Genomic DNA, 26,454 nt, shown 5'->3' on the forward strand with positions numbered 1-26,454 from the left:
CCCCGCTCGGCACCGGCGCGTCGAAGGCACCGCTGAAGAGGTGGTGCGGCACGTCCTCGCCGCCAGAACCACCGGCGGGATCCGGGTGCGCGGAATCCTCGGGCGCCGAGGGGTGAGGAGCGCGGTGAGCATGTCGCGCAGCCAGGTCCGCAGGGCGCCGAGATCCGGGTCGAGCAGCAGCCGGCCCGCCGCCGCGTCGTGGATGGTGAGGACCGCCGCCGTCAGCGACTCCGGGTCGCGCAGCCCCGGCGGCATGGTGTCGGGGTCGACGAACGCGGTCACGATCGGCTGGAGCGTTTCGCGCAACGCCTCACGGTGCCGGAGCAGCGCCGCCGCGGTGTCCGGGTCGCGCGCCGCGTACAGCATGAAGTCGGTGCGCACCAGGACCCAGGTGCGGTCGATGAGCAGCGCGCCCACCACCCGGTCCAGCAGGGCGGGCAGCCCCTCATCGGGGGTGGCGCCGTCCAGCGCGTCCCGCACTTGGGCCGTCTGCAGCGCGGCCTGCCGCTCGTAGAGAGCGAAGAACAGCTCGTCGAGGCTGTCGAAATTGGAGTAGAAGGCGCCGCGCGTGTACCCGGCGGCCTCGCAGATCTCCTCGATTCCCACGCGGCCGTAGCCGCGCTCCGCGAAGACCGTGAGCGCCGCGGCCAGCAGCCGTTCCCGGGTCTCCGCCCGCCGCCGGGTGACGCGCGTCGGGGTGCCGTCCGCCCGTCGCCCGCTGCGCAGCGCCCGGCGGTCGAGTGCGCTGTTACTGGCTTCCGTCATGCGCCCATCCTAGTTCGATACACTCGCGTATCCGATACAGTGATGTATCGAACCCGTCGGTGAGTGAGGAAGAGCGGATCAGTGAGTCAGGTGGATACGGACCAGGCGGACGCCCCGGCGCGCGGCGCGGAGCCGGGCGCGGACCAGGCGGAGGACAAGGGCGCGGCGCCCCGGGGAGCGTGGGCCCGGCTGCGCGGCGCGGTCCCGCCGCGCATCGCGGCGATGCTCGTCGGAGCGCTGCTGCTGCAGCTGGGATTCGTCCTGTCGTACGTGGGAGCGTTCCACCACCCCCAGCCGCACCGCATCCCGATCGCGGTCGCGGCTCCGGAGCGGATGGCCCCGGGCGTGGTGGAGAAGCTCAACGGGATACCCGGCCACCCGCTGAAGGCCACCGCCACCGATGAGGCCACGGCCCGCGAGCGGCTGCGCACGGGGGAGACCAGCGGTGCGCTGATCGTGAAGCCCGGCTCCCGCACCGACACCCTGCTGGTCACCGGCGCCGGTGGCGCCTCCACGGCGACCGCGCTGGAAACGGTGATCGAGAAGGCCGAGAAGACCCGATCCCGTACCGCGTCCGTCGTCGACGCCGTTCCGGCGCAGGCGGGTGACGCGCGGGGCTTGAGCAGCTTCTACCTGGTGGTGGGCTGGACGGTGGGCGGTTATCTGTTCGCCGCGCTGCTGGGGGTGTCCCTCGGCGCCCGCCCGGCCACCGCGCGCGGCGCCGGGCGGCGACTGCTGGCGGCCGTCCCGTACGCGGTGCTGTCCGGCCTGGGCGGCGCCGCGATCGTGGGCCCGCTGCTCGGCGCGCTGAGCGGCCACTTCCTCGCCCTGTCGGCGATCGGAGCCCTGGTCGTCTTCGGCGCCGCCGCCATGACGATCGCCTTCCAGGTGCTGTTCGGCGTTCTGGGAATCGGCGTCACGGTGCTGCTGTTCGTGGTCCTCGGCAACCCCAGCGCCGGTGGCGCCTACGGCCCTGAGCTGCTGCCCCCGTTCTGGCGGGCGCTGAGCCCCGCCCTCCCCAACGGCGCCGCGACTCATGCCGTACGCCACGTGATGTACTTCGCCGGCCACGGCATCACCGCCAACCTGGCGGTGCTGACCGCCTACGCCCTCGGCGGCGCGCTGGTCAGCGTCCTCGGCGTCGCCCTGATCCGCCGCCGGCGCGCGGCCGGAGCCGCGTCCGGCTGAGCCGCCGGGTCTGCGCGCCGGGGCGGGCTTGCACGCCGGGCGGCTGCGTGCGCCGACCCCGGCGGCGCAGGGGAGCGGCCGTGCACATCTCGGCCGCCTTCGGGCTCGCCGGACTTCCGCGTGTCATCGGCACCCTCCGGCCGGCCCACGACCGGGTGGTGCCCACGGGCTCAGCCGCCGTGGGTGACCCGGATCTTGGACTGGCCGTGGGGCAGCTCCTCCCAGTCCTCCATGAAGCGGGCCGCGAGGCCGTGCTTCCTGGCGAGGTCGATCAGGGTTTCGGTGCGGTAGTAGAAGTCCTCCCGCAGGACCTGGTGCTCCTCGCCCTCGGTGCGGTCGAAGGTGAAGTCGAACCAGCCGCCCGGCGCCAGGACCCGGCCCACGTTGGCCAGGCACTCGTCGATGACCGGCAGCGGGGAGTGGGAGAACACGCTGTGGGCGTGGACGACGTCGAAGTGCGCCTCGGGCAGGAAGCGCAGGGTGAGGTCGCGGACCGGGGTGAGGGTGGGGAGGCGGTCCTGCAGCTCGGTGTGGACCAGGGTGTCCTGCGCGGCGACCAGGATGTCGGGGGAGATGTCGACGCCGTAGTAGTGGCCGGGGTCGAGGTGGCGGATGAAGCGCCACCCGGCGCGCAGATTGCCGCAGCCGATCTCCAGCATGCGGTGCTCGGGGCGCAGCCCGTGCTTCAGCAAATAGTCGAACTGCATCGCGCCCAGCGCCAGCCACCGCTCCCGGTTACGGCTGCCGACCGCCGCGTCCGGGTCGGCCCGGGTGTCGGAACGCATCACGGCGCGGTAGTACGAGACGTGGTCCGGCCAGCGGTAGCGCAGCCAGGCGTCCCGGGTGGCCCGCACCAGGTGGCGCGGTACGCGCTCGGGGTGGCGGAGCGCGTACGAGACGCGGTGGCCGAGCCGGGCGCGGTTGACGGTGACGTTCTTGGCGGGCATGGAAGATCCTTTCCCTGGTGTGCGGGGCGTGTGCCGCGGCCCCTGGACTGAAGCATCCGTGCGGGTGACGGCCGCCGGCGTCGGCGGACCGGCCACCTCCCGGAGGCGGTTCGGGTGATGCCGGGGTCAGCCGATCGGATGATGCGGAGCGCGGCACCCCGTAATAGGACTGGCTGCGGGGACGTGCGACGGAAGGTGCGGTGATGGGGAAGGCTCCCGTGACGGAAGCCGAGTGGGACGATCCGGACGCCCGGTGGCTCCGGTGGGTCATGGACGGGGCGTTCCTCATACTGCTCGGCTCCTCACTGATCCGCTTCCTGACCCGCGACCACGACCAGGCGCACACCGGATACGCAGTCGCCCTGTTCACCGCCTTCGGGCTGCTGTACGTGCTCGGGCGGCTCCTGGCCCCCGCGCCACGCCCCGGTGCCCGGCCGAGCACACGGCATCTGGCCTGGCTGGGGGCGGTTTCGGCGGTCTGGGCCGGTCTGCTCGCGCTCGCCCCGAGCGCCACCTGGTGTGCCATGCCGCTGCTGTTCACCGGACTGCAGACGCTGCCGGTGCGCACGGCGGTGCCGCTGGCGGCCGTGCTCACCGTGCTGGTCGTCGCCACCGAGCTGCGGCTGTCCCACGAAGGGCTCAACCCGAACGTGGTGATCGCCCCGCTGGCCATCAGCGCCGTGGCCACCGCCGTCCTGGTCCATCTGCAGCGCCAGGCGGCCCGGCAGCGCCTCCTGATCGACGACCTGGTCCGCACCCGGCGCGATCTGGCCGCCACCGAGCGGCGGGCGGGCATCCTCGCGGAGCGGCAGCGGCTGGCGAGCGAGATCCACGACACCCTCGCGCAGGGCCTGTCCAGCCAGCGGATGCTGCTCCAGGCCGCCGACCGCACCTGGGGGACGGACCCCGGCGCGGCCCGCCGCCATATGCGGGACGCGGCCGAGATCGCGTCCCGCAGCCTCGCCGAGGCCCGCCGGTTCGTCCACGACCTGGCCCCCGCCGACCTCGCCGACCGCACCCTCGCCGAGGCGCTGCGCGCGCTCGCCGACCGGGAGTGCGGCGAGGGGCTGACCGTCGGCTTCCGGCTCGACGGGGTGCCGGGCCCGGTGCCGGAGCGGGTCGAGGCCGCGCTGCTGCGCATCGCTCAGGGTGCCCTGGCGAATGTGCGGGAACACGCCTGGGCGACCCGCGCCGCGCTGACCCTGACCTGGCTGGACGACCAGATCTCCCTGGACATCGCCGACAACGGCCGCGGCTTCGACCCCGAGCGCCCCCGGCCCTCGGACGGTGACCGGGAGCGGGGCCACGGGCTGCCCGCCATGCGGGTGCGGGCACGCCAGCTCGGGGGCACGCTCACCGTCGAATCCGCCCGGGGCGAGGGCACCGTCGTATCGGCGGCCGTCCCCCTCGCCACCCCCGCCCCCTGATCACCACAGCCACTCGCCCACGGAGGACCGCCCCACCATGACCCCGACCGACGCCACCCCGCCCATCCGGCTGCTGCTGTGCGACGACCACGCCGTGGTGCGCGCCGGGCTGCTCGCGCTGCTGTCCAGCACCGCGGGCATCGAGGTGGTCGGAGAGGCGGGCAGCGGCGAGGAGGCGCTGGCCATGGCCGCGCGCGTGCGACCCGATGTGGTGCTCATGGATCTGCAGCTCGGGGACGGCATGGACGGCGTGGAGGCCACCCGCCGACTGGCCTCCGGCGCCGGGGCGGTGCCGGAGGAAGCGGCCCCGCGGGTGCTGGTGCTCACCATGTTCGACACCGACGCGGACATCGCCCGGGCCATCGAGGCGGGCGCCACCGGCTATCTGCTCAAGGCCGAGCGGCCGGAGGAGCTGTTCGCGGCGATACGGAACGCGGCGGCCGGGCGCACCGCGCTGTCGGCGCCCGTCGCCGACCGGCTGATGGCGCAGCTTCGCACGCCTCGCCCCGCCCTCTCCGAGCGTGAGCGGGACATCCTCCAGCAGCTCGCCCGGGGGCTGGGGAACCGGGAGATCGCCCGTGCGCTGTTCATCAGCGAGGCCACGGTGAAGACCCACCTGGGGCGGATCTACGGCAAGCTGGGCGTGGACACCAGGGCCGGCGCGGTCGCCGTCGCCACCGAGCGGCGGCTGCTGGGCTGACCATCCCGCCGGGAACACATCGGATGTTCTGCCTCCCACCCGGCGACCTTCGCCGGGGTCGGGAGACCTCCCAGGAGACATCCAAACTCTGACTCCTCGCCGAGCGGGCGAATGCCGGGGAAATAGGGCCGTACGACGCCTTGACACCCCAATACATCGGATGTTCTGATGCCGATGCGTCCTGGTAAGAGGGACCGGCCGAAGGAGTCACAGTGGGTCGGATCACAACAGTGACGGTCAGGGACTTCTGTTTCTGCACGCCGCGAGCGCACGATGAGACGGTCGCCGGATACTCCGCCCCCGTCTTATCCGGCTGCTGAATATCCCCCATCACGCCACGCCCCACTCCTACCGCCGTGACCGGCGGCTTCTCTCCAGCATCCGCACGCGCATTCCGTGCTGCCGGAGTACGTCCATGTGAGCACGAACATTGAACTGGACACTGCTATGACAAGACGACTCCTCGTGAGTGCCACCGCGGCGGCTGCCGCACTGGGTCTCACTTTGTCGGGATGCTCCTCCGGCGGCGGCACATCGGGCCAGTCGAAGGACAAGCTCACCTGGTCGATGTGGATCGCCGGTTCGGCGGACAAGGCGGCCTGGCAGAAGGTCGCGGACGCGGTCAAGAAGGACGGCGGCGCGAAGGTCAGCATTCAGGGCGCGCCGTTCGAGGATTACTTCACCAAGCTGCGCACACAGCTCAGCGCCGGAAGCGCGCCGTGCATCGTCAGCATCCAGAGCATCCGCGCCGCGAACTACACGGATGTCATGCTGCCGCTCGACTCCTACGCGAAGAAGGACGGCGTCAATCTGTCGGAATTCGACAGCACCGCCCTCAACGGCATGAAGGTCGACGGAAAGCTGTACGCCCTGCCGTACGACACCGGGCCCATGCTCCTCTTCTACAACAAGGACCTGTTCAAGCAGGTGGGGGCCAAGCAGCCGAAGCCGGGCTGGACCCTGGCCGACTTCAAGGCGGCCGCGGCGAAGTTCAAGGCGGCGGGCAAGAAGATGTTCGCCTCGACGATCGCGGACATGAACCTCGAATCGATGATCCTCGGTTACAACGGCGGCCGGGTCGTCAAGGACGGCGGCACGCTCGACACGTCGAACGCGAAGTTCGCGAAGGGCCTCGACTGGCTCGCCTCGCTCGTGAAGGACGGCGTCGCCACCCAGGCCAGCTCGGACACCTCGGCCGCGTCCAACGACTTCGTCTCCAAGAAGGTCGGTATGTACACCGACGGGCCGTGGTCGCTGCTCAGCCAGAAGGGGAAAGTGACGTTCCCCATCGGCGTGACGACCATACCGGTCGGCACCTCCAGCGGGCCGTCGACCTTCTCGGCGGGGTCCGGCTTCGGCGTCTCGAAGCAGTGCAAGTACCCCGACGAGGCCTTCAAGGCCGTCAAGACGATGACGAGCCAGAAGGTGCTCCAGTCGCTGGCCGAACAGGGTCGGGCGTTCCCCGGGCGCACCGCGGCGCAGCAGGCCTGGTACGACAACGCGCACATCGACGGCGTCGAAAGCGTCCTGAAGACGGCGCAGAAGGCCTCGACCCCGCTGCCGAGCACCAAGCAGGGCGATCAGCTCGGCCAGTTGTTCGCGCAGTACGGAATCCAGGCCGTCAACGGCCAGCAGTCGGGCGCGCAGACGATGAAGTCCATCGCGAGCCAGCTCGGACAGTGAGGCATGTGACGCAGCGGCGGGCGCCGGTGAGGGCGCCCGCCGACGGCGGGGACGAGAAAGGTCACGGAATGCGGAAATCGGTGCCCCGGCGGTCCGTCGCGCGCACGTCCACCCTGGCCGAGGCGGCAGTCGCGACGGTACCGGTGGCAGGCGCGGGCGGCCCGGCCGAGGCGGGCGGGGAACGGGAGGGGAAGGGACGGGAGATCGGCAGGCGGTCCTGGTGGGGAGCGGCGTTCGCCACTCCGCATTCGGTGGGGCTGGCGCTGTTCACGGTGGTCCCCATCCTCGCGTCCCTCATCGTGAGCTTCATGAACTGGCCGATGATCGGCGAGCGTTCATGGAGCGGATTCGCGAATTACAGCAAACTGTTCTCGGACCCGATCTTCTGGGTCGTGGTGCGCAACACGGCGGTGTACGTCGTGCTGTACGTACCGCTGAATCTCGTGGTCTCGCTCGGGCTCGCGGCCTGGCTGACCCCGCGCATCCGGCACCGCCATGTCTTCCGGGTGGTGTTCTTCATCCCGACGATCACCCCGCTCGTGGCGAACGCCGTCGTCTGGCGGATGCTGTACCAGCCCGACGGATTCATCGACGCGACGCTCAAATCGACGATCGGGGTGAACGCCCCCAATTTCCTCGCGGACGACCAGTGGGCGATGATCGCGGTCGTCACGATGAGCGTATGGGCGGGATTCGGCTACAATATGCTCATTTTCTCCTCGGCGCTCGACGCGGTGCCGGAGAACCAGCTCGAAGCGGCGCAACTCGACGGGGCGAACGCGTGGCGCACCTTCTGGTTCGTCAAATTCCCGGCGATCTCACCGTCCATCTTCTTCGCCACGATGATGACGCTCATCACGTCGTTCCAGGTGTTCGTGCAGCCCTTCCTGCTGACCAAGGGCGGTCCCGGAACGGCCACCGAAACCCTCGTCCAGTACATCTACAACACCGGCTTCCAGAGTCAGCAACTCGGGCTCGCCTCGGCGGGCGCGTGGGTGCTTTTCGTCATCATTCTCGGCATCACGGCGGTCCAATTCCTCGGCCAGAAGCGTTGGGTGCACTATGAGTAGCGGTACGCGGGTGGTCCGGCCGGCCCAACGGGTCATCGGAGGTCATGGGGGACGCCACAGCGCGGGCAGGCGCGTACAGTCCGCCCGGACCACGGGGTTCGTCCCGCGGGTGCGGTACGCCATCGGATACGCGATCCTGTGCCTCATCGCGCTGATCTTCCTGGCGCCGCTGATCTACATGGTCACGACGAGCCTCAAGCCCGACTCGGACGTGTTCACGACCCCGCCCACGCTCTGGGGCTCGGAACTCCGCTGGCAGAACTACACCGACGTCTTCAGCTACCAGCCGTTCGGCCGCTTCATCCTGAACGGCTTCGTCGTCGCCGCCGTCGGAACGGCCATCAACGTCTCGGTCGCCGCCTTCAGCGGCTACGCCTTCTCACGGCTGCGGTGGCGCGGCAGGAACCTGGTGTTCATGCTGTTCCTGGCGACGCTGATGATCCCGCAGGACGTGCTCGTCATCCCGATGTACGTGATGATGCAGAACCTGGGCTGGGTGGACACCTTCCAGGCGCTCATCATCCCGTGGGCGTTCACCGCCCTCGGCGCGTTCCTCCTGCGCCAGTTCTTCCTGACCGTGCCGCAGGAACTCGACGACGCCGCCCGCGTCGACGGCGCGGGCACCGTCCGCACCTTCTTCGAGGTGATGGTCCCGCTGGCCCGGCCCACCCTCGCGGTGCTCGCGGTCTTCACCTTCATCAGCTACTGGAACTCGTTCCTGTGGCCGCTGGTCATCGTCAACGACGTCAACGCGCACGCCACCATCCCGCTCGGTCTGCAGGCGTTCTTCGGCCAGCAGGGCAGCGAGTGGGGCCTCGTGATGGCGGCGTCGGTCATCTCGATGCTGCCCACCGTGATCATCCTCATCCTGCTCCAGAAGCACCTCGTCCGCGGCATCGTCACCAGCGGCCTCGGCGGCCGCTGACCCTTGAGCCTCATCCGAAAGGAATCCGCATCCATGGCCATCCCCGCCTGGTTCACCGAGGACCGCTTCGGCATGTTCGTCCACTGGGGCCTCTACGCCCTCCCGGCCCGCCACGAGTGGGTGAAGAACCGGGAGCGGATCACGGACGAGGACTACGACCGGTACTTCCGCCACTTCGAACCGGACCTGTACGACCCTCGCGCCTGGGCCCGCGCCGCCAAGCAGGCCGGAATGAAGTACGTGGTGCTCACCACCAAGCACCACGACGGCTTCTGCCTGTGGGACTCCAAGCTGACCGACTACACCTCGATGAACACCCCCATCGGCAAGGACCTCGTCGCCGAGTTCGTCGAGGCCGTGCGCGCCGAGGGGCTGCGCGTGGGCTTCTACCACTCGCTCATCGACTGGCACCACCCCGACTTCGTCGTCGACGGCCTCCACCCGCGCCGCGACGACCCGCCGGAGGAGATCGAGCGGCTCAACGAGGGCCGAGACATGGCCCGGTACCGCGCGTACCTGCACGGCCAGGTGGAGGAGCTGCTGACGAACTACGGCCGCGTCGACTACCTGTTCTACGACTTCTCGTACAAGCGGGGCAGGCACAGCGAGGTCTTCAACGCCAAGGGCGCCGAGGAGTGGGGCTCGGAGGAACTGCTCGCGCTCACTCGCCGCCTCCAGCCCGGGATCATCGTGAACGACCGGCTGGAAATCCCCGGTGACCTCGTCACACCGGAGCAGTACCAGCCCGACAAGGCCATGGAGGTCGACGGCGAGCCGGTGGTGTGGGAGGCGTGCCAGACCCTCAACGGCAGCTGGGGCTACGACCGCGACAACCTCAACGTCAAGAGCGTCGAACTCCTGATCAGGATGCTCATCGACGGCGTTTCGAAGAACGGCAACATGTTGCTGAACGTCGGGCCCACCGGGCGCGGCGACCTGGACCCGACGGCCGTGGCCACCCTGGAGGGCATCGGGAGGTGGATGTCCCACCACGAGCGTTCGATCCGCGGCGCGGGCCCGGCCCGGTACGAGGCCCCCGTCGACACCCGCTACACCCAGCGCGGCAACCGCCTCTACCTCCACCTCTTCGCCTGGCCCTTCACCCATGTGCACCTCGCGGGCCTGGGAGGCAAGGTCGAGTACGCGCAGTTCCTGCACGACGCGTCCGAGATCCACTACCGCGAGATCGATCCGTCGGCCACGGCCCAGAACACCACGCTCGGCGGCCAGCCCCCGGGGACCCTGACCCTGTCGCTGCCGGTGGTCCGGCCCGATGTCGCGGTGCCGGTCGTGGAACTCTTCCTCCGCGAGGAGGCCTGACGCGGGCAGCACGCCCCCGCCGCCCGGTGAGCGGCGGGGGCGTGCCGGCTCACAGCTCCAGCACGGCGTGCACCGGCAGGTGGTCGCTGGGGAACTGGCCGTCCCTGGAGTAGGTGTCGATCGCGGCGTAGCGCGTCCGTACGCCCGGTGAGGTGAGGATCCAGTCGATCCGGTCGCCGTCGGGGACCAGCGGCTTGTAGCCGTGGAAGGTCCCGTACAGCTTGCCGCGCCGGTCGGCGGCGTCCCACGCGTCGGTCAGGGAGCCGCCCCGCAGCAGGGTGTCGTAGACGGCGTTGCCGTGGGCGGCCACGTTGAAGTCCCCGGTGACGATGCGGGGGAGGGCGGGGTCAAGACCGGCGAGCCGGGCGTTGATCAGCCCGGCGGCGCGCTCCCGGGCGTACTGGCTGATGTGGTCGAGATGGGTGTTGAGGACGTAGAACCGCCGGTCGGTGGACCGGTCGTGGAAGCGCACCCAGGTGACCATGCGCACCACCGCGCCGCCCCAGGTGTTGGAGCCGATCACATACGGGGTGTCGGACAGCCAGAAGTGGTCGTACTCCAGCGGCTCCAGCCGTCTGGTGTCGTAGAAGACGGCCATGAACTCGTCGCGGCTGCCACCCGCCCGTCCCGTCCCCAGCCAGTCGTAGTGCGGGCCGAGGTCGGCGGCGATGTCGCGCAGCTGTCCGTACAGCCCCTCCTGGGTGCCCAGCAGATGGGGTTCGGCGCGGCGCAGCAGCTCCCGCATGACCGGGCGGCGCTGCGCCCAGGAGTTGGGCGCGGTGTCACTGGCGTAGCGCAGGTTGAAGGTCATGGTGTGCAGTTGTGAGCCGCTGACGGGGAAGGCCGAGCCGGCCCCGGTGGTATCGGCCCGGGCCTCGGGCTGGAGGCTGAGCGGCAGGGCGAGGGCCGCGGCGGCCGCGGCGCGCATCCCGTGGCGACGGCTGAACAGAGGTGCGGGCATGGCTCCTCCAAGGGTCCGGCGTTGAGACCAGTATCAGGCCGTCCGGGGGGAATGAAGTGGCCTGCGGGAGCCATGAGTTGAAACGTACGGAGTCCAGGAGGGATACGGCCGCGCGCCGAACGCTCAGCGGGGGAGGGGGAGTTCCGGCAGCCGGGGGGAGTGGAGCCACGCGGTGAACAGCTCGTCCACCGGCCGCGCCGCATGGCGCCCCGCCAGCGCGGTGAACTCCTCGGTGGTGACGGTGGCGTGGCGGTGGGTGGCCGTCCACTCCCGCAGCACCGCGAAGAAGGCGTCGTCCCCGAGAGCCGTGCGCAGCGCGTGCAGCGTCAGGGCGCCCCGCTGGTAGACCCGGTCGTCGAACATCCGCGGCATGCCCGGGTCCGCGACCAGCAGATCCTGCGGCTGCTCCGCCATCGCGGCGTGGGCGCGGGCGGCGTGGACGGCGGCCGGGGCGCCCCCGGAGACCTCCGACCACAGCCACTCGGCGTACTTGGCGAAGCCCTCGTTCAGCCAGATGTGGCGCCAGTCGGCGACGCCCAGGCTGTTGCCGAACCACTGGTGGGCCAGCTCATGGGCGACCAGCCGCTCACAGCCGCGCCGCCCGTCGACGTGGTTGGCGCCGAAGACGGAGAGCGTCTGCGCCTCGACCGGCACCTCCAGCTCGTCGTCCGTCACCACCACCGCGTACGCGTCGAACGGATACGGGCCGAACAGCTCCTCGAAGGCGGCCATCATCCGGGGCTGGCGGGCGAAGTCGTGGTCGAAGCGGTCGCGCAGCCGCGGCGGTACGGCCGCCCGCTGGGGCACGGCGCTCACCGCCGTATCGGTCAGCTCGACCCGGTCGTACAGGCCGATCTGGACGGTGGCGAGATAGCTGGACATCGGCGCCGGATGCTCGTACACCCAGGTCGTGGTGGAGCCGCCGGACGCAACCGACTCCAGGGTGCCCGCCGCGACCACCGTGTACGGCGACGGCGCGGTCACCGCGGTCCGGTACGACGCCTTGGCCGCCGGATGGTCGTCGCACGGGAACCAGGACGGCGCGCCGATCGGCTGGCCCGCCACCAGCGCACCGTCCTCCAGCTGCTCCCAGCCCAGGTCGCCCCAGTGCCGGGTCTTCACCGGCCGCGGCACCCCGACGTACCGCACCTCGACCGTGAACGGCGCCCCCGCGGGCAGCGGGCGCGCCGTGCGGACGCGCAGCTTGTCCGCCCGGTGGGTGTAGCGGGCCGCGCGGACCCCGTCGACCAGCACCCCGTCGACCCGGAACGCGCCGAGGTCCAGGCTGAACCCGGACAGCGGCTCGCCCGCCGCGCCCGGCTCGGCGACCGCCGAGATCCGGGCCCGGCCCGAGACCCGGCCGGTGCTCGGACGGCAGGTCAGCTCCAGGTCGTAATGGGTCACCCGATAGCCGCCGTTGCCGTGCCCGGGCAGATACGAGTCCCAGGACCGGTCCGCCCCCGTCACGCCGCCGGGCGCGCCCCGCTCCCGGCCGCCCTTGCCCCTGCTCACTTCGCCGTGCCCTCCGTCTTCCGCACGTCCCGCTCCTTGTCCGGCTGCCACGCCGCGATCGGGTTGCCGAGCCACCGGGTGCCCGCGGGCAGCGTCTCGCCGCGCATCACCAGCGACGCCGGACCCACCGTGGCACATTCCCCGACCGTGGCGCCCGGCAGCACGATGCCGTGCGGGCCCAGGGTCGCTCCCTCCTCCAGCACCACCGCGTCCATGCGCATGATCCGGTCGTGGAACAGATGGGTCTGCACCACGCACCCCCGGTTCACGCTCGCCCCGGCGCCGATCCGTACCAGATCGGCCTCCGGCAGCCAGTACGTCTCACACCAGGCACCGCGCCCGATGCGCGCGCCGAGCCCCCGCAGCCACCAATTCATCAGCGGCGTCCCCGACACGGCCCCGGCCAGCCACGGCACGGCCAGCACCTCCACGAAGGTGTCCGCCAGCTCGGTGCGCCACACGAACGAGCTCCACAGCGGGCGCTCGGTGGCCCGGAACCGGCCCACCAGCAGCCACTTGGCCAGCACCGCCACGACGCACGCGACCAGGCCGCCCGCGAACAGCAGCACCCCGCCGCCCGCCAGGGCGGCCGGGAAGCCCCAGCGGCCGGCGACCGCCGCGAAGGCGGCCAGCACCAGCACCGCGAGCGCCGCGCCGCCCATGACGGGCACGATCCGGCACAGCTCCACGGCGCCGCGCGCCCACTTCAGCCGCCGCGCCGGACGGTAGGTGCGGCTCTGGTCGCCCTCCTCGGCCGCCCGCGGCAGCCTCATCGGCGGCATCCCGAGCCACGAGCTGCCCGCCTTGGCGCCCTTGGGCGCGGCGGACAGCACACCGACCAGACCGCGCTTGGGAACCGAGCTGCCGCCCGCGGCCATGCCGGAGTTGCCGAGGAACGCCATCTTGCCGACCCGCGACTCGGCGATCCGCAGCCGCCCGCCGCCCAGTTCGTAGGAGGCGACCATGGTGTCGTCGGCGAGGAACGCGCCGTCGCCGACCGTCGTCATCGACGGCAGCGCCAGCACGGTGGACGCCTCGACCCCGCGGCCGACCCGCATCCCGAGCGCCCGCAGCCACACCGGGGTGAACAGGCTCGCGTACAGCGGGAACAGATGCACCCGCGCCATGTCCATCAGCCGCTCGGTGGCCCACGCCTGCCAGGCGATCCGCCCGTGCACGGGGTGGTGACCCGCGCGCAGGCCGATGCCGAGCGCGCGCACCCCGGCCAGGACGAGCAGCGCGTAGCAGACCATCCCGGCCACGGTCGCGAGCGGCACGGCGGCCAGCGCGTGGAGCAGCGCCGGGCCCGCGCCCCGGGTGCCCCGGACGAACAGCGCGAGGACGGCGAGCGCGGGCAGCAGCGCCAGCGCGGGCAGCAGGGTCAGCCCCAGCGAGGTCACCCCGTACACCACGGCCCAGCGGCGGGTGCGCGGCGGCCGGTCCTCCGGCCGGTGCTGTGCCGCCTTGCCGGACTTGGCGGCCGGTACGCCCGCCCAGCGGCGCCCCGCGGGGACCGCGCCGGTCACCCCGGACCCCGGGGCGATCTCGGCGCGCTTGCCGATCCGGGCGCCGGGGAAGAGGGTGCTGCGCGCGCCGACCGTGGCGCCCGCGCCGATCCGGATGCGGCCGATCCGCAAGGAGTCGCCGTCCAGCCAGTGGCCGGACAGATCGACCTCGGGTTCGACCGCGCTGCCCTTGCCGAGCTTGAGCATCCCGGTCACCGGCGGCAGCGCGTGCAGATCGACGTCCGGGCCGATCCGCACGCCCAGCGCCCTGGCGTAGTGGGTGAGCCAGCTGCCCGACAGACCGGTGGCACCGCTCAGTTCGGCCAGCCGCTCGGCCGTCCACAGCCGCAGATGGACGCCGCCGCCGCGCGGGTACGTGCCCGGCTTCAGCCCCCGCAGCAGCAGCCGGGCGCCGCCCGCGGCGATGGCGATCCGGCCCGGCGGCGATACGCACAGCAGCCAGCCGACCAGGACCCACCACCAGGAGAGGGTGGGCGCCCAGGGCGCGGAACCGAGCAGGTGCAGCACGTTGAGGACGGCGGCCGCGGCCACGCCCCAGCGCAGCCCGGCGACCGTCAGCAGCGGCAGCGTCAGCAGCGTCTGGGCGACCCCGGTGCGCCGGGGCACGGGCCGCACGGCGCGCGGGGCCGTCGACTCGCCGCGCATCGTCTCCAGCGCCCGGGCGAGCGCGCCCAGCCGCGGGTTCTGGTAGATGTCGCTGACCGAGCCGCTGGGGTAGCGGTCCCGGATCCGCGAGACGAGCTGGGCGGCGGCGAGGCTGCCGCCGCCCGCCGCGAAGAAGTCGGCGTCCGGCCCGCCCGCCGGGGTGCCCAGCACCTCGCCCCACAGCGCGGCCAGCCAGCTCTCGGTCCCGGTCAGCGCGTCCGCCGCTCCGGCCGCGCCGACGCCCGGCAGCGGCCAGGGCAGCGCGGCCCGGTCCACCTTGCCGGAGGTACGGGTGGGCAGCGTGCCGACCACCGCGAGCAGCGGCACCAGCGCGGCGGGCAGCACCTCCCGCAGCCGGGCCGGCGCCTCCGCCTGGTCGAAACCGCCGCTTTCCTCGGGGACCACGTACCCCACCAGCAGCTGGTGGCCCGCCTTCGTCGTCCGCACCGCGGCCGCGGCGCCCGCCACGCCCGGCAGCGCCTGCAGCGCGGCGTCCACCTCGCCCAGCTCGATGCGGCGGCCGCCCAGCTTGACCTGTTCGTCGGCCCGGCCGACGAACAGCAGCCCCTCCTCCTCGGCGCGCACCAGGTCGCCGCTGCGGTACGCCCGCGACCAGCCCAGCGCCGGCAGCGGGGCGTACTTCTCGGCGTCCTTCGCCGGGTCCAGATAGCGGGCCAGACCGATCCCGCCGATCACCAGCTCACCGACCTCGCCCCTGGGTACGATCTCGCCCCGGGCGTCCACGACCGCCAGCTCCCAGCCGTCCAGCGGCAGCCCGATCCGCACCGGGCCCTCGCCGGTCAGCTGCGCGGCGCACGCCACGACGGTGGCCTCGGTCGGACCGTAGGTGTTCCACACCTCACGGCCCTCGACCGCCATGCGCTCGGCCAGCTCCGGCGGGCACGCCTCGCCGCCGAAGATCAGCAGCCGTACGTCGTCCAGCGCCTCCACCGGCCACAGGGCCGCCAGCGTGGGGACCGTGGAGACCACCGTGATCTCCTGTTCGACCAGCCACGGCCCGAGGTCGACACCGGTGCGCACCAGCGACCGGGGCGCGGGCACCAGACAGGCGCCGCTGCGCCACGCGAGCCACATCTCCTCGCAGGACGCGTCGAAGGCCACCGACAGACCGGCCAGCACCCGGTCCCCCGGGCCCATGGGCTCGTCCGCCAGGAACAGCCCGGCCTCGGCGTCCACGAACGCCGCCGCGCTGCGATGGGTGACGGCGACGCCCTTGGGCTTGCCGGTCGATCCGGAGGTGAAGATGATCCACGCGTCGTCGCCGGGCCCCGGGCGGCCGGGGCCGCCGTGCGGCTCGGCACGCACCGTCATCTCAAGACCGGCGCCCAGCACCACGCTCACCCCGGCCTCGGAGAAGACCAGCTGGGCCCGCTCGTCCGGGTCCTCGGCGTCCACCGGCACATAGGCCGCGCCGGCGGCCAGCACGGCGAGGATCCCGACGTACAGGTCGGCGGTCCCCGACGGGACGCGGATGCCGACCCGGTCGCCGACGCCGACGCCCGCACCGGCCAGCCGCCGCCGCACCCGGTCCACCTCGGCGAGCAGCGCCCGGTAGCTCAGCGCGGACCTGCCGTCGTCGACGGCGGGGGCGTTCGGGTGGCGGCGGGCGGTCTCGCCGAGGACGTCCATGAGGGTGCGCTCGGCGTGGGCGCCGCGCCCGGGGAACAGGGCGGGCGGTACCGCGGCCTCCGCGACGGGTGCGGGCAGCGGGTCGATCAGCGTCTGGGACTCGTCTACTACAGTCATCCGGCCTCTCCGGCATCGGCGGACCGAGAGTTCGGCGACACCGTCCGGACCACCGGACCATCGGCCTCTGCCATACCGGCTCCACACTGAGCCGGGTCCCGAACACCCGCTCGCGGCCGAAGGCTGCCGCGAGGGCGAACACTCGGCGCGGCCCGTCAGCGGCCGACCCGAATCCGCGGCCACCGAGGGCAGGACGGGCTTGTTCCGCCCCCCAACCGAACCGGCGCCGCATACGCCGAGCAGGCAGTTTACCCAGCGTTAACAGCAGGCCCCGGCGTCACGGAGCGCCCACGGCCCCGGGCGGTGGCCGCGCGGCGCGGTGGCCCCGCACCCCCGCCCGCCGCCGCACTTCGCGCGATGTGCCTGGTGGGAGCCGGTTTCCCGGCCGCGGTGCGGGGCTCGCCGCACCCCTTCGCGGCGGCCGGTGATCCTGTGTCCGGACTCACAGCGGCCCCGGGCCGGGCGGTCCCTATCCGGCCACTGCCCGCGGCGGGGCGTCGCTTGGCCGATCGTTCAAACCGCGCCCCGGCATCTTGGCCGATGCGCGCACCCCCGCGCCCACCCCGCCGGAGCATCATCAGGGGCCATGCGGCAGCGGAAGGAGCGGGTCGGTGCACGGTGAGAACAAGCTGACGAGGCGCCGGAGCGTGGCGGGCCTGGTCGCCGACGCGAGCGGCGGCCCGCTGCGGCGCACCATGGGGCTGAGCCAGCTCACGCTGCTCAGCGTCGGCGCCACCCTCGGCACCGGGATCTTCGTGGTGCTGGGCGAGGCCGTCCCCGAGGCCGGTCCGGCGGTGGTGGTGTCCTTCGTGGTCGCCGGGGTCACCGCGCTGTTCTCGGCGCTGTCGTACGCCGAGCTGGCGGGCATGATCCCGGGGGCCGGGTCCTCGTACAGCTACACCTACGCCACCCTCGGCGAGCTGGTGGCCTGGGTCTGCGGCTGGTGTCTGATCCTGGAGTACGGGGTGTCGGTGGCCGCGGTCGCGGTCGGCTGGGGCCAGTACGTCAACGAACTGCTCCAGCTCACCGCCGGCTGGACGCTGCCGGACTCGCTCGCCGCCCCGCCGGGCGACGGCGGAGTGCTGAACGTGCCCGCCGCCGTGATCGTCCTCCTCGCCATGGTGGTGCTGCTGCGCGGGGCGCGGGAGAGCGCGGTCGCCAACGCCGTCATGGTGACGGTGAAGGTCGTCGTGCTGGTGATGTTCTGCGCGGTCGCCTTCACCGCGTTCCACGCCGGGAACTTCCGCCCGCTCTTCCCGCTCGGCACCGCCGGGATGACCGCGGGCGCCGCGTCGCTGTTCTTCTCCTACATCGGCTTCGACGCCGCGTCCACGGCCGGGGAGGAGGCGAAGAACCCGCAGCGCGATCTGCCGCGCGCCATCATCCTCTCGCTCGCCCTGGTCACCGCCCTGTACTGCGCGGTCGCGCTGGCGGCGGTCGGGGCGATGCCCTGGCAGCGGTTCGCGGGCACCGAGGCCACGCTGAGCCAGGTGCTGGTGACGTCGGTCGGCGGCGGCGACCTGTGGCCCGTCCTGCTGTCCATCGGCGCGGTCATCGCCACCACGAGCGTCGTGCTGACCGTGAGTTACGGCCAGATCCGCATCCTCTTCGCGATGTCCCGCGACGGGCTGATGCCCCCGCTGTTCTCCACCGTCCATCCGCGCACCGGGGTACCGCGCGCGGGCACCGTCATCGTCACCGCCTTCGTCGCGGTCCTCGCCGCGCTCATTCCGCTCGGCGCCCTCGCCGACGCCACCAGCATCGGCACCCTCTTCGCGTTCGCCCTGGTCAACCTGGCGGTGCTGATCCTGCGGCGGCGCAGCCCGGACGCACCCCGCGGCTTCCGGGTGCCCTTCGCACCGCTGACACCGCTGCTCGGCGTGGCCGCCTGCGCGTACGTGATGTACGGGCTCGGCGCCGACACCTGGATCGCGTTCGGCGCCTGGATGGCGGCGGGGCTCGCCGTCTACGGGCTCTACGGCATCCGCCACTCCGCGCTGGGCCGTACCGCCACCGACGAGAAGACCGTTCAGGAGACCGCGTCATGACCACCGTTCCCGATCCGGCCGCCGATGTCGTCGCGCTCACCCGCGCCCTGGTCGACATCCCGTCCGAGAGCGGCGAGGAGGCGGCGCTCGCCGACGCCGTCGAGACCGCGCTGCGCGCCCTGCCGCATCTGACGGTCGAGCGGATCGGCGACTCCGTGGTGGCCCGCACCGGCCTCGGCCGCGACCGGCGCGTGATCGTCGCGGGCCATCTGGACACCGTCCCGGCCGCCGGAAACCTGCCCGCCCGCCTGGACCCGGAACGGCTCCACGGGCTCGGCGCCTGCGACATGAAGGGCGGTGTCGCGGTGGCGCTGCGGCTCGCGGCCACCCTCACCGCCCCGGTCCACGACGTGACCTACGTCTTCTACGCCTGCGAAGAGGTCTCCGGCGACCGCAACGGCCTCGCCCGCATCGCCGCGGCCCGCCCCGAACTGCTCCACGCCGACCTCGCGATCCTCATGGAACCCTCCGACGCCGGGGTCGAGGCGGGCTGCCAGGGCATGCTGATGGCCGACATCACCGTGCGCGGCGCCCGCGCGCACACCGCCCGCGCCTGGCAGGGCGTCAACGCCGCCCACCGCGCCGCCACCGTCCTGCGGCGCCTGGACGAGCACACCGCCGAACGCGTCGTCATCGACGGCCTGGAGTACCGCGAGGGGCTGAGCGCCGTCGCCGTGCGCGCGGGGGTGGCCGAGAACGTCGTCCCCGACAGCTGCGTGATCACCGTCAATCTGCGCTTCGCGCCCAGCCGTTCGGCCGAGGGAGCCGAGGCTTACGTACGGGACCTCTTCCCCGAGTACCAGGTCGAGGTCACCGAGGTCACCCCCGGCGCCCTCCCCGGCCTCGACCGCCCCGCCGCCGCCTCCTTCGTGACCGCGGTGGGCGCGGTGCCCCGGCCCAAGCTGGGCTGGACCGACGTCGCCCGCTTCACCGCGCTCGGCACGCCGGCCCTCAACTACGGCCCGGGCGACCCGTCCCTGGCCCACACCCCGGGCGAGTACGTGCCCCTGGCCCAGCTGCGCGAGTGCGAGACACGGCTCGCGGACTGGCTCGGCGGCTAACCGTCGGCCCCGGTGCCGCGCAGGCCCGCGAGTGTCCGCAGCTGAAGCCACAGCACCAGCCGCTCGTCCGGGTCGTCCAGGTCGATGCCGAGCTGGGAGCGCACCTGGCGGAGCCGGTAGCGGCAGGTGTTGGGGTGCACGGCCAGCCGCTTCGCCGCCCGGGCCATGTCGCAGCCCGCGTCCAGCCAGCACACCAGGGTGCGGGCGTAGTCCGTCCCGTGATCGGTGTCGTACGCGAGCACCTTCCGCCACGCCCCCGCCGCCAGCTCACGCCGCTCGCCGAGGACTCCGGCGAGCCGGAACAGGACGACCCGGGCCCGTACCTCGTGCACCGCCGCGACCGTCTCGTCCGGCCGGAGCACCCGCAGCACCAGATCGGCGTCCTCCCGGGAGCCGGGCAGCTCCGCCGGGTCCGGCACCACCTCGCCGAGCCCGGCCCGCACCGGCACCCGCAGCGCCTGCCCGGCGCGCCGCACGATGTCCTCCGCGAACCGCCGCTGCCGCTCCCCGGCGGGCCCGGGCAGCAGCGCGTACACCACCCCGTCGACCAGCACACACGCCTGCCGCCCGTACCGCGCCTCGCACTGCAGCCGTACGAGGTCCAGCAGCCGCAGCGCGGCCTGTTCGCCGTCCGGCGCGGAAGCGCCGGGATCCAGGGCGAAGGCCGCCACCCGCAGCGGGGCGCCGGGGGCGAGGCCCAGGCGCTGGGCGGCGGTGGCGGGTTCGGTGGTGCCGTCCAGCAGGCGGCGCAGCAGATCGCCGGTCAGATGCCGGGACAGCTCGGCCGCCGCCCGTGCCCGCAGCAGCAGGAGGGCGGCGGTGGAGGCGCCCTGGGCGAGCTGTGCCCCGGCGTCGGGGGCGAGCGTCCCGTCGTCCACGACCCACAGGGAGCCGAGGGTTTCGCCGCCCGCCCGGACGGCGACGGCCAGCCGTGGCAGCTCGCCCTCGCCGAGGGCGGCGAGCCGGACCGGGCCGCCGGCGGCGAACAGCTCCCGGTACTGCGCGGTGTTCTCCGGGCTGTCCGGCACCTGACGGCCGAGGATGCCCTGCCGCCGGGCCTCGTCGACCGGCTGCCCGGGCACGGTGGAGTACGCCAGGACGCGCTGCCGCGGATCCTCGATGACGGTGGCGCCGCCCACCGCCGCCGCCACCGCGCCCGCCAGCGAGAACAGATCCCCGAGCGCGGCCCCGTCGCCCGCCGGGGACGGCCGCGCCCCGAGGCTCTGCGCGAGCAGCAGATGGACGTGGTGCCAGGCGGCGTCCTCGTCCACGGCGAGCAGGGCCGTACCGCACCCCTCCGCCTCGGCGACCGGCCCCGCCGCGCCGCGCACCACGACCCCGGCCATACCGGCGGCGGCCGCCTCCCGCACCAGCGGCCCGGCCTCCTCCGCCCGCACCCCGACGGCCAGCAGCAGCGCGCCGGGCGCCCGCGACGGCAGCGGCGCGTGGGCGTCGTACAGCAGCACCTCGGTGACGGGCGCGGTGAGAGCCGCGGCGGGAGTGAGCGGGCGCAGGGTGGGCTCGCCGAGAACGGCGAGGACATCCCCGAGGGTGCGGGCGTGCATGGTGCGGTGTCCGATCGTCGCCGGGTGCCAAGGGCCGATCGTCACCGTTGGCCGATCGTCACAGGACCCTAGAGCGTCTTTGTGCGTCCGGACAAGGGGCGCCGGGACGCTGCCCGGGAGACTCGGTGCCATGACACCAGCAGTGACGATGGACGCCGGTGCGCTCGCGTCCGCCGCCGCCCACACCGCCGGGGTCGGCGTCCGCACCGTGGACGATGTGGCCGGTATCCGGGCGGTGGCCGACTTCCTCGCCGACGTATGGCAGCTGCCGCACACCAATCCGCCCTACCCCAGCGAGGTGCTGCACAGCCTCGTGCACGCGGGCGGCGCGGTGCACGCCGCGTATGCCGCCGGGCCGCGCGGCGAGCGGCTCGCGGGGGCGGCGGTCGCGGTGTTCGGACCGCCCGCCGACCGGGGCGCGTACTCGTTCGTGGCGGCGGCCGGCGCCTCCGACCGCGGCGTCGGCTTCGCGCTCAAGCAGGCCCAGCGGGTCTGGGCGCTGGAGCGCGGCGCCCGCGTCATGCGCTGGACGTTCGACCCGCTGGTGCGCCGCAACGCCCGGTTCAACCTGGTCAAGCTGGGCGCCGTCGGGGCCGAGTACCTGGTCGACCTGTACGGGCCGATGAACGACGGGGTGAACGACGGCGACGAGAGCGACCGGCTCACCGCCGACTGGGACCTGAACACCCCGGGAACGGCCGACGACACCGGGGACGAGGCGGCCCGGGCGCGTGCCACGGAGGTCCGCCGGGCGCCGGACGGCGGACCGCTCGCCGTACGGGACGACCGGCGGCTGTGGTGCCGGGTGCCCGAGGACATCGTCGCGCTGCGCGCCGCCGACCCCGCCCTGGGCTCGCGCTGGCGGCACGCCGTACGGGAGGTGTTCACCGGCGCGTACGCCGAGGGGCTGCGCGCGACCTCGATGTCCCGCGACGGCTGGTACCTGCTCACCCCGGACCCCCTTGAGGAATCGCGCTCATGAGGCTCGAACGCGTCGAACTGCTCCACGTCGCCCTTCCGCTCATCACCCCCTTCCGCACCTCCTTCGGGACGATGACAGCCAAGGACACCTTCCTGCTGCGTGCCGTCACGGACGAGGCCGAGGGCTGGTCGGAGTTCGCCGCCGATCCGGAGCCGTTGTACTGCTCCGAATTCGTCGCCGGTGCCGAGACCGTGATCCGCGACTTCCTGCTGCCCCGCGTCGCCGCCCTCCCCGAGCCGACGACGGCGGCCCTCGCTCCCGCCATGGCCGCCATCAAGGGCCACGAACTCGCCAAGGCCGCCGTGGAGACGGCCCTGCTGGACGCGGAACTGCGCGCCTACGGCATGCCGATCGCCACCTTTCTCGGCTCGGTCCGCGACCGGGTGCCCGCGGGCGTCTCCGTCGGCATCAAGAACTCCCTCCCCGAGCTGATCGACGACGTCGAGCGGTATCTGGACGAGGGGTACGTCCGCATCAAGCTCAAGATCGAGCCGGGCTGGGACCTGGAGCCGGTGCGCGCCGTACGGGACCGATTCGGCGACGCGCTGCCCCTGCAGGTCGACGCCAACACCGCTTACACCCTCGCCGACGCCGCCCACCTGCGGAAACTGGACGACTTCGAGCTGCTGCTCATCGAGGAGCCGCTGGCGGAGAACAACCTCCACGCCCACGCCCGATTGCAGCGGCGGCTCACCACCCCGGTCTGCCTGGACGAGTCCATCCACACCGCGAGCGACGCCGCCTCCGCGATCGCCATGGACGCCTGCCGGGTCATCAACGTCAAACCGGCCCGGGTCGGCGGCTATACGGAGGCCCGCCGCATCCATGACATCGCCACCGCCCACGGCGTCCCGGTGTGGTGCGGCGGGATGCTGGAGACCGGTATCGGCCGGGCCCCCAACCTGGCCCTCGCCGCCCTCCCCGGATTCACCCTGCCCGGCGACACCTCGGCCTCGAAGCGGTACTTCGCCGAGGACATCACCGAGCCGTTCGTCCTGGTGGACGGCCACCTCCCGGTGCCCACCACGCCCGGCATCGGCATCTCCCCGCTGCCGGACACCCTCGCCCGCTTCACCACGGCCACCCGGGTGCTGTACGCCCGGTGAACGCGGGTCTGCCATGATCGGCGGTATGGACAGCGCGCACGGCGGGGCCGGCAGGACCGACGAGGAGCGGGGCTATCTGCTGGACAACCGGCAGACCGAGGCGGGTATCCGGTTCGGTGCCCTGGCCGAGCTGTTCGACCCCGGCACCTTCCGCCACATCGACCGGCTCGGCATCGGCCCGGGCATGCGCTGCTGGGAGGTCGGCGCCGGCGGCCCCTCCGTCCCCGAGGGGCTGGCGGAACGGGTCGGGCCCACCGGGCAGGTGATCGCCACCGACATCGACGTGTCCTGGACCCGCACCACGGCCACCGGCCCCGGCCGGGTGATCGAGGTGCTGCGCCATGACGTGGCCGCCGACCCGCCGCCGTCCGGCCCCTTCGACCTGGTGCACGCCCGCCTGGTGCTGGTGCACGTCCCCGACCGGGCCGAGGCCCTGCGCCGGATGGTCGAGGCGCTGCGGCCCGGCGGATGGCTGCTCCTGGAGGACGCCGACCCCGGGCTCCAGCCGCTGCTGTGCCCGGACGAGTCCGGCCCCGAACAGCGCCTCGCCAACCGGCTGCGGTCCGGTTTCCGCGAGTTGATGGCGGCGCGCGGCGCGGACCTCGGTTACGGGCGCACCCTGCCCCGGCTGCTGCGCGAGGCGGGCCTCACGGACGTGTGCGCCGACGCGTACTTCCCCATCGCCTCACCGGCCTGCACGGTCCTGGAGGCCGCCACCGTGCGGCAGATCCGCGACCGGCTGGTGGCCGCGGGCCTGGCCACCGACGAGGAGATCGACCGGCACCTGCGACACGTCGCCACCGGACGCCTCGACCTGGCCACCGCCCCCATGGTGTCCGCCTGGGCGCGCCGCCCCTGAGCCCCCGTGATCCGCGGCTATCTCAGCCAGCCGAACGACAGCCGCACGGCACGCTGCCAGTTCTCGTACTCGGTCTGCCGCCGCCCCGGATCCATCGTGGGCATCCACTGCCCGGCCCGGTGCCAGTTGCGGCGCAGCCCCTCCAGGTCCGGCCAGTAGCCGACGGCCAGCCCCGCGGCGTACGCGGCGCCCAGGGACACCGTCTCCGACACCATCGGCCGCACCACCGGCACGTCGAGCACATCGGCCAGGAACTGCATCAGCAGATTGTTCGCCGTCATGCCGCCGTCGACCTTCAGCGCCTTCAGCGGCTCGGGCGAGTCGGCGTTCATGGCGTCGACGACCTCACGGGTCTGCCAGCCGGTGGCCTCCAGCACCGCGCGGGCGAGATGGCCCTTGGTGATGTACGAGGTGAGGCCGACGATGACGCCGCGCGCGTCGCTGCGCCAGTGCGGGGCGAACAGGCCGGAGAAGGCGGGCACGATGTAGCAGCCGCCGTTGTCCTCCACGCTGCGGGCCAGGGTCTCGATCTCCGGCGCGCTGTGGATCAGGCCCAGCCGGTCGCGGAACCACTGCACCAGCGACCCGGTGACCGCGATCGGCCCCTCCAGGGCGTAGACGGGCGGCTCGTCGCCGACCTTGTAGCCCACGGTGGTGAGCAGCCCGTGCCGGGAGCGGACCAGGCGGGTGCCGGTGTTGAGCAGCAGGAAGCTGCCGGTGCCGTACGTGCACTTGGCCTCGCCGGGCGCGAAGCAGGTCTGCCCGAACAGCGCCGCCTGCTGGTCGCCGAGGGCGGCGCCGATCCGCACGCCCGGCAGCACCGCCTTCGCCACCCCGTAGCCCTCGGCGGAGGGGCGGATGTCGGGCAGCATCGCCCGTGGCACGCCGAAGTACGACAGCAGCTCGTCGTCCCAGGTGAGGGTGCGGATGTTCATCAGCATGGTGCGGCTGGCGTTGGTGGCGTCGGTGATGTGCAGGCCTCCGGAGGGACCGCCGGTGAGGTTCCAGATCAGCCAGCTCTCCATCGTGCCGAACAGCACCTCGCCGCGCTCCGCGCGCTCCCGCAACCCCTCGACGTGGTCGAACAGCCAGCGGATGCGGGGCGCGGAGAAGTAGGTGGCGGGGGAGAGCCCACAGCGGTCGAGGAAGAAGTCGTCACCGGTGCTGCGCCGCAGCTCCTGCACGAGCGCGTCCGTGCGGGTGTCCTGCCAGATGATCGCGTTGCCCACGGGGCGGCCCGTACGGCGGTCCCACACCACCGTGGTCTCGCGCTGATTGGCGATGCCGATCGACGCGATCTGTTCGGGCCCGGCGCCCGTGTCGCGCAGCGCCTGAGGCACCACCCGGCGCAGATTGGCCCAGATCTCGGCGGGGTCGTGCTCCACCCAGCCGGGCCTGGCGTAGTGCTGCCGGTGTTCCCGCTGGGCGACGGACGCCAGCCGCCCCTGGTGGTCGAAGAGGATGCACCGGGTGGACATGGTGCCCTGATCGATGGACATCACATAGCGTTCAACCATGGCCTTGCCTGCCTTCGGGCGGATACGAGCAGGACATGGGGGGTCACCAGCGGGCCGCGCCGAGGTCGCGGGAGATGGCCCGTGCGGCGTCCCGGGTCAGGCCGACCAGTGACGGCTGGGGCCGGCCCTTGCTGTCGCAGACGCGTTCCACGGTGCCGGACACCCCGACGGCGCCGACGACCAGGCCGCCCTGGCCGCGTATCGGTGCCGCGATGTCCGCCTCACCCGTGACGGTTTCCTGGACCGCGGCGGCCCATCCCGCCTCCCGGATCTCGCCCAGCGCCTGGTTCAGCGCCTGCGGGGAGACCAGCGTGTGCCGCGTGTAGCTCTCCGGCTCCGCCTCCAGCAGCGGCTCCACCGGCGTCGCCCCGAACGCCAGCAGGACCTTGCCCAGGGCGCTGGCGTGCAGCGGCAGCAGCGAGCCGACGTCCAGGGTCTGGAAGGTGTCGTCGGGCCGGAAGACATGGTGGACGATGAGCACCTTGCCCTCCAGCGGCACCCCGAGGCGGACCGCCTCCCCGCTGCGGGCGGCCAGGGCGTCGGCCCAGTTGAGGGAGCGGGACCGCAGCTCGTTGATGTCGAGGTAGCTGGTCCCCAGGTGCAGCAGCGCCGCGCCGAGCTGGTACTTTCCGGTGGCCCTGTCCTGCTCGACGAAGTCGACGCTCTGCAGGGTGCGCAGAATGCCGTGGGCGGTGCCCTTCGCCAAGCCCAGCGAGGTGGCCACCTCGCCCAGCCCGAGCCGCCCGGAGCCCTGGGCGAGCAGCCGCAGGATCGCCGCCGCCCGCTCGATGGACTGCACCGGGCCGGCCATGACGTGATCGTAGCTCTTCGGGCATGCGTTCACCCCCGGGCGGGAACGTTCGGTAATGCCGACCAGGAT

General features: G+C 72.9%; 20 protein-coding genes. 12 read left to right on the top strand and 8 right to left on the bottom strand.

Annotated features, from left to right (window positions below):
* A partial coding sequence (locus tag ABZ562_RS26240; protein ID WP_361484142.1) for a helix-turn-helix domain-containing protein occupies positions 1–765 on the bottom strand: 765 nt, incomplete at its 3' end.
* Positions 766–846: 81 nt separating this feature from the next.
* Between ABZ562_RS26240 and ABZ562_RS26245 the strand changes: the two genes are divergently transcribed.
* Complete coding sequence (locus ABZ562_RS26245) at positions 847–1,953, top strand: DUF3533 domain-containing protein (protein ID WP_361484144.1); 1,107 nt, start codon at positions 847–849, stop codon at positions 1,951–1,953.
* A gap of 170 nt (positions 1,954–2,123) precedes the next feature.
* On the opposite strand, the gene ABZ562_RS26250 is transcribed toward ABZ562_RS26245, so the two are convergent.
* On the bottom strand, positions 2,124–2,900 hold the full coding sequence (locus ABZ562_RS26250; protein ID WP_361484146.1) for a class I SAM-dependent methyltransferase: 777 nt from the start codon (positions 2,898–2,900) through the stop codon (positions 2,124–2,126).
* Positions 2,901–3,103: 203 nt separating this feature from the next.
* Here ABZ562_RS26250 and ABZ562_RS26255 point away from each other — a divergent pair, with 203 nt between their 5' ends.
* The 6 genes from ABZ562_RS26255 (at position 3,104) to ABZ562_RS26280 (ending at position 10,025) form a co-directional block, all read left to right on the top strand.
* The gene (locus ABZ562_RS26255; RefSeq protein WP_361484148.1) at positions 3,104–4,327 is read left to right on the top strand and encodes a sensor histidine kinase; all 1,224 of its coding nucleotides are present in this window, start codon (positions 3,104–3,106) and stop codon (positions 4,325–4,327) included.
* 37 nt (positions 4,328–4,364) lie between these two features.
* On the top strand, positions 4,365–5,027 hold the full coding sequence (locus ABZ562_RS26260) for a response regulator transcription factor (protein WP_361484150.1): 663 nt from the start codon (positions 4,365–4,367) through the stop codon (positions 5,025–5,027).
* Between the two features lie 465 nt (positions 5,028–5,492).
* The gene (locus tag ABZ562_RS26265; RefSeq protein ID WP_361484152.1) at positions 5,493–6,710 is read left to right on the top strand and encodes a sugar ABC transporter substrate-binding protein; all 1,218 of its coding nucleotides are present in this window, start codon (positions 5,493–5,495) and stop codon (positions 6,708–6,710) included.
* A 5-nt stretch (positions 6,711–6,715) separates the two neighbouring features.
* A complete protein-coding gene (locus ABZ562_RS26270) occupies positions 6,716–7,780 on the top strand; it encodes a sugar ABC transporter permease (protein ID WP_361484154.1) in 1,065 nt (354 codons plus the stop codon).
* A gap of 109 nt (positions 7,781–7,889) precedes the next feature.
* Entirely contained in the window at positions 7,890–8,705 is an 816-nt protein-coding gene (locus tag ABZ562_RS26275; RefSeq protein ID WP_361484156.1) for a carbohydrate ABC transporter permease, read from the top strand.
* 33 nt (positions 8,706–8,738) lie between these two features.
* Positions 8,739–10,025 (top strand): alpha-L-fucosidase, encoded by a 1,287-nt coding sequence (locus tag ABZ562_RS26280; protein ID WP_361484158.1) that lies wholly within the window; start codon positions 8,739–8,741, stop codon positions 10,023–10,025.
* A gap of 49 nt (positions 10,026–10,074) precedes the next feature.
* On the opposite strand, the gene ABZ562_RS26285 is transcribed toward ABZ562_RS26280, so the two are convergent.
* The 3 genes from ABZ562_RS26285 to ABZ562_RS26295 all read right to left on the bottom strand — a co-directional run bounded on the left by ABZ562_RS26285 (position 10,075) and on the right by ABZ562_RS26295 (position 16,436).
* Positions 10,075–10,986 carry an endonuclease/exonuclease/phosphatase family protein gene (locus ABZ562_RS26285; protein WP_361484160.1) on the bottom strand — a complete coding sequence of 304 codons (912 nt, stop codon included), beginning with the start codon at positions 10,984–10,986 and terminating at the stop codon, positions 10,075–10,077.
* 123 nt (positions 10,987–11,109) lie between these two features.
* Positions 11,110–12,498 (bottom strand): M1 family metallopeptidase, encoded by a 1,389-nt coding sequence (locus ABZ562_RS26290; RefSeq protein WP_361484162.1) that lies wholly within the window; start codon positions 12,496–12,498, stop codon positions 11,110–11,112.
* A complete protein-coding gene (locus ABZ562_RS26295; protein WP_361484164.1) occupies positions 12,495–16,436 on the bottom strand; it encodes a Pls/PosA family non-ribosomal peptide synthetase in 3,942 nt (1,313 codons plus the stop codon). The genes ABZ562_RS26290 and ABZ562_RS26295 overlap by 4 nt, the downstream gene beginning before the upstream one ends.
* Positions 16,437–17,047: 611 nt before the next feature.
* Between ABZ562_RS26295 and ABZ562_RS26300 the strand changes: the two genes are divergently transcribed.
* Together ABZ562_RS26300 and dapE are read left to right on the top strand one after the other, a co-directional pair.
* Entirely contained in the window at positions 17,048–18,484 is a 1,437-nt protein-coding gene (locus ABZ562_RS26300; protein ID WP_361484166.1) for an amino acid permease, read from the top strand.
* The gene (gene dapE, locus ABZ562_RS26305) at positions 18,481–19,545 is read left to right on the top strand and encodes a succinyl-diaminopimelate desuccinylase (protein WP_361484168.1); all 1,065 of its coding nucleotides are present in this window, start codon (positions 18,481–18,483) and stop codon (positions 19,543–19,545) included. The genes ABZ562_RS26300 and dapE overlap by 4 nt, the downstream gene beginning before the upstream one ends.
* On the opposite strand, the gene ABZ562_RS26310 is transcribed toward dapE, so the two are convergent.
* The gene (locus ABZ562_RS26310; protein ID WP_361484170.1) at positions 19,542–21,155 is read right to left on the bottom strand and encodes a helix-turn-helix domain-containing protein; all 1,614 of its coding nucleotides are present in this window, start codon (positions 21,153–21,155) and stop codon (positions 19,542–19,544) included. The genes dapE and ABZ562_RS26310 overlap by 4 nt on opposite strands.
* A gap of 85 nt (positions 21,156–21,240) precedes the next feature.
* Here ABZ562_RS26310 and ABZ562_RS26315 point away from each other — a divergent pair, with 85 nt between their 5' ends.
* Genes ABZ562_RS26315 through ABZ562_RS26325 form a run of 3 tightly spaced genes read left to right on the top strand, consistent with a single transcriptional unit; the run spans position 21,241 to position 24,057 of the window.
* Positions 21,241–22,092 (top strand): chorismate synthase, encoded by an 852-nt coding sequence (locus tag ABZ562_RS26315; protein WP_361484172.1) that lies wholly within the window; start codon positions 21,241–21,243, stop codon positions 22,090–22,092.
* A complete protein-coding gene (gene menC / locus ABZ562_RS26320; RefSeq protein WP_361484173.1) occupies positions 22,089–23,198 on the top strand; it encodes an o-succinylbenzoate synthase in 1,110 nt (369 codons plus the stop codon). The genes ABZ562_RS26315 and menC overlap by 4 nt, the downstream gene beginning before the upstream one ends.
* A gap of 25 nt (positions 23,199–23,223) precedes the next feature.
* Positions 23,224–24,057: a methyltransferase domain-containing protein gene (locus ABZ562_RS26325; protein ID WP_361484175.1), complete on the top strand. Its 834-nt coding sequence runs from the start codon at positions 23,224–23,226 to the stop codon at positions 24,055–24,057.
* Positions 24,058–24,074: 17 nt separating this feature from the next.
* Here ABZ562_RS26325 and glpK read toward each other — a convergent pair whose 3' ends face one another.
* Positions 24,075–25,574 (bottom strand): glycerol kinase GlpK, encoded by a 1,500-nt coding sequence (glpK, locus tag ABZ562_RS26330; RefSeq protein WP_361484177.1) that lies wholly within the window; start codon positions 25,572–25,574, stop codon positions 24,075–24,077.
* Between the two features lie 43 nt (positions 25,575–25,617).
* Positions 25,618–26,385 carry an IclR family transcriptional regulator gene (locus ABZ562_RS26335; RefSeq protein WP_361484179.1) on the bottom strand — a complete coding sequence of 256 codons (768 nt, stop codon included), beginning with the start codon at positions 26,383–26,385 and terminating at the stop codon, positions 25,618–25,620.
* Between the last annotated feature and the right edge of the window lie 69 nt (positions 26,386–26,454).

Origin of the sequence: Streptomyces sp. NPDC019937 (genome assembly GCF_040631655.1) — a bacterium.
GTDB lineage: Bacteria > Actinomycetota > Actinomycetes > Streptomycetales > Streptomycetaceae > Streptomyces.

Coding starts and splice junctions, on each gene's coding strand:
- ABZ562_RS26280 (WP_361484158.1), top strand. CDS start 8,739: ATGGCCATCCCCGCCTGGTTCACCGAGGACCGCTTCGGCATGTTCGTC.
- ABZ562_RS26335 (WP_361484179.1), bottom strand. CDS start 26,385: ATGGCCGGCCCGGTGCAGTCCATCGAGCGGGCGGCGGCGATCCTGCGG.
- ABZ562_RS26250 (WP_361484146.1), bottom strand. CDS start 2,900: ATGCCCGCCAAGAACGTCACCGTCAACCGCGCCCGGCTCGGCCACCGC.
- glpK (WP_361484177.1), bottom strand. CDS start 25,574: ATGGTTGAACGCTATGTGATGTCCATCGATCAGGGCACCATGTCCACC.
- ABZ562_RS26295 (WP_361484164.1), bottom strand. CDS start 16,436: ATGACTGTAGTAGACGAGTCCCAGACGCTGATCGACCCGCTGCCCGCA.
- ABZ562_RS26325 (WP_361484175.1), top strand. CDS start 23,224: ATGGACAGCGCGCACGGCGGGGCCGGCAGGACCGACGAGGAGCGGGGC.
- menC (WP_361484173.1), top strand. CDS start 22,089: ATGAGGCTCGAACGCGTCGAACTGCTCCACGTCGCCCTTCCGCTCATC.
- dapE (WP_361484168.1), top strand. CDS start 18,481: ATGACCACCGTTCCCGATCCGGCCGCCGATGTCGTCGCGCTCACCCGC.
- ABZ562_RS26260 (WP_361484150.1), top strand. CDS start 4,365: ATGACCCCGACCGACGCCACCCCGCCCATCCGGCTGCTGCTGTGCGAC.
- ABZ562_RS26315 (WP_361484172.1), top strand. CDS start 21,241: ATGACACCAGCAGTGACGATGGACGCCGGTGCGCTCGCGTCCGCCGCC.
- ABZ562_RS26285 (WP_361484160.1), bottom strand. CDS start 10,986: ATGCCCGCACCTCTGTTCAGCCGTCGCCACGGGATGCGCGCCGCGGCC.
- ABZ562_RS26255 (WP_361484148.1), top strand. CDS start 3,104: ATGGGGAAGGCTCCCGTGACGGAAGCCGAGTGGGACGATCCGGACGCC.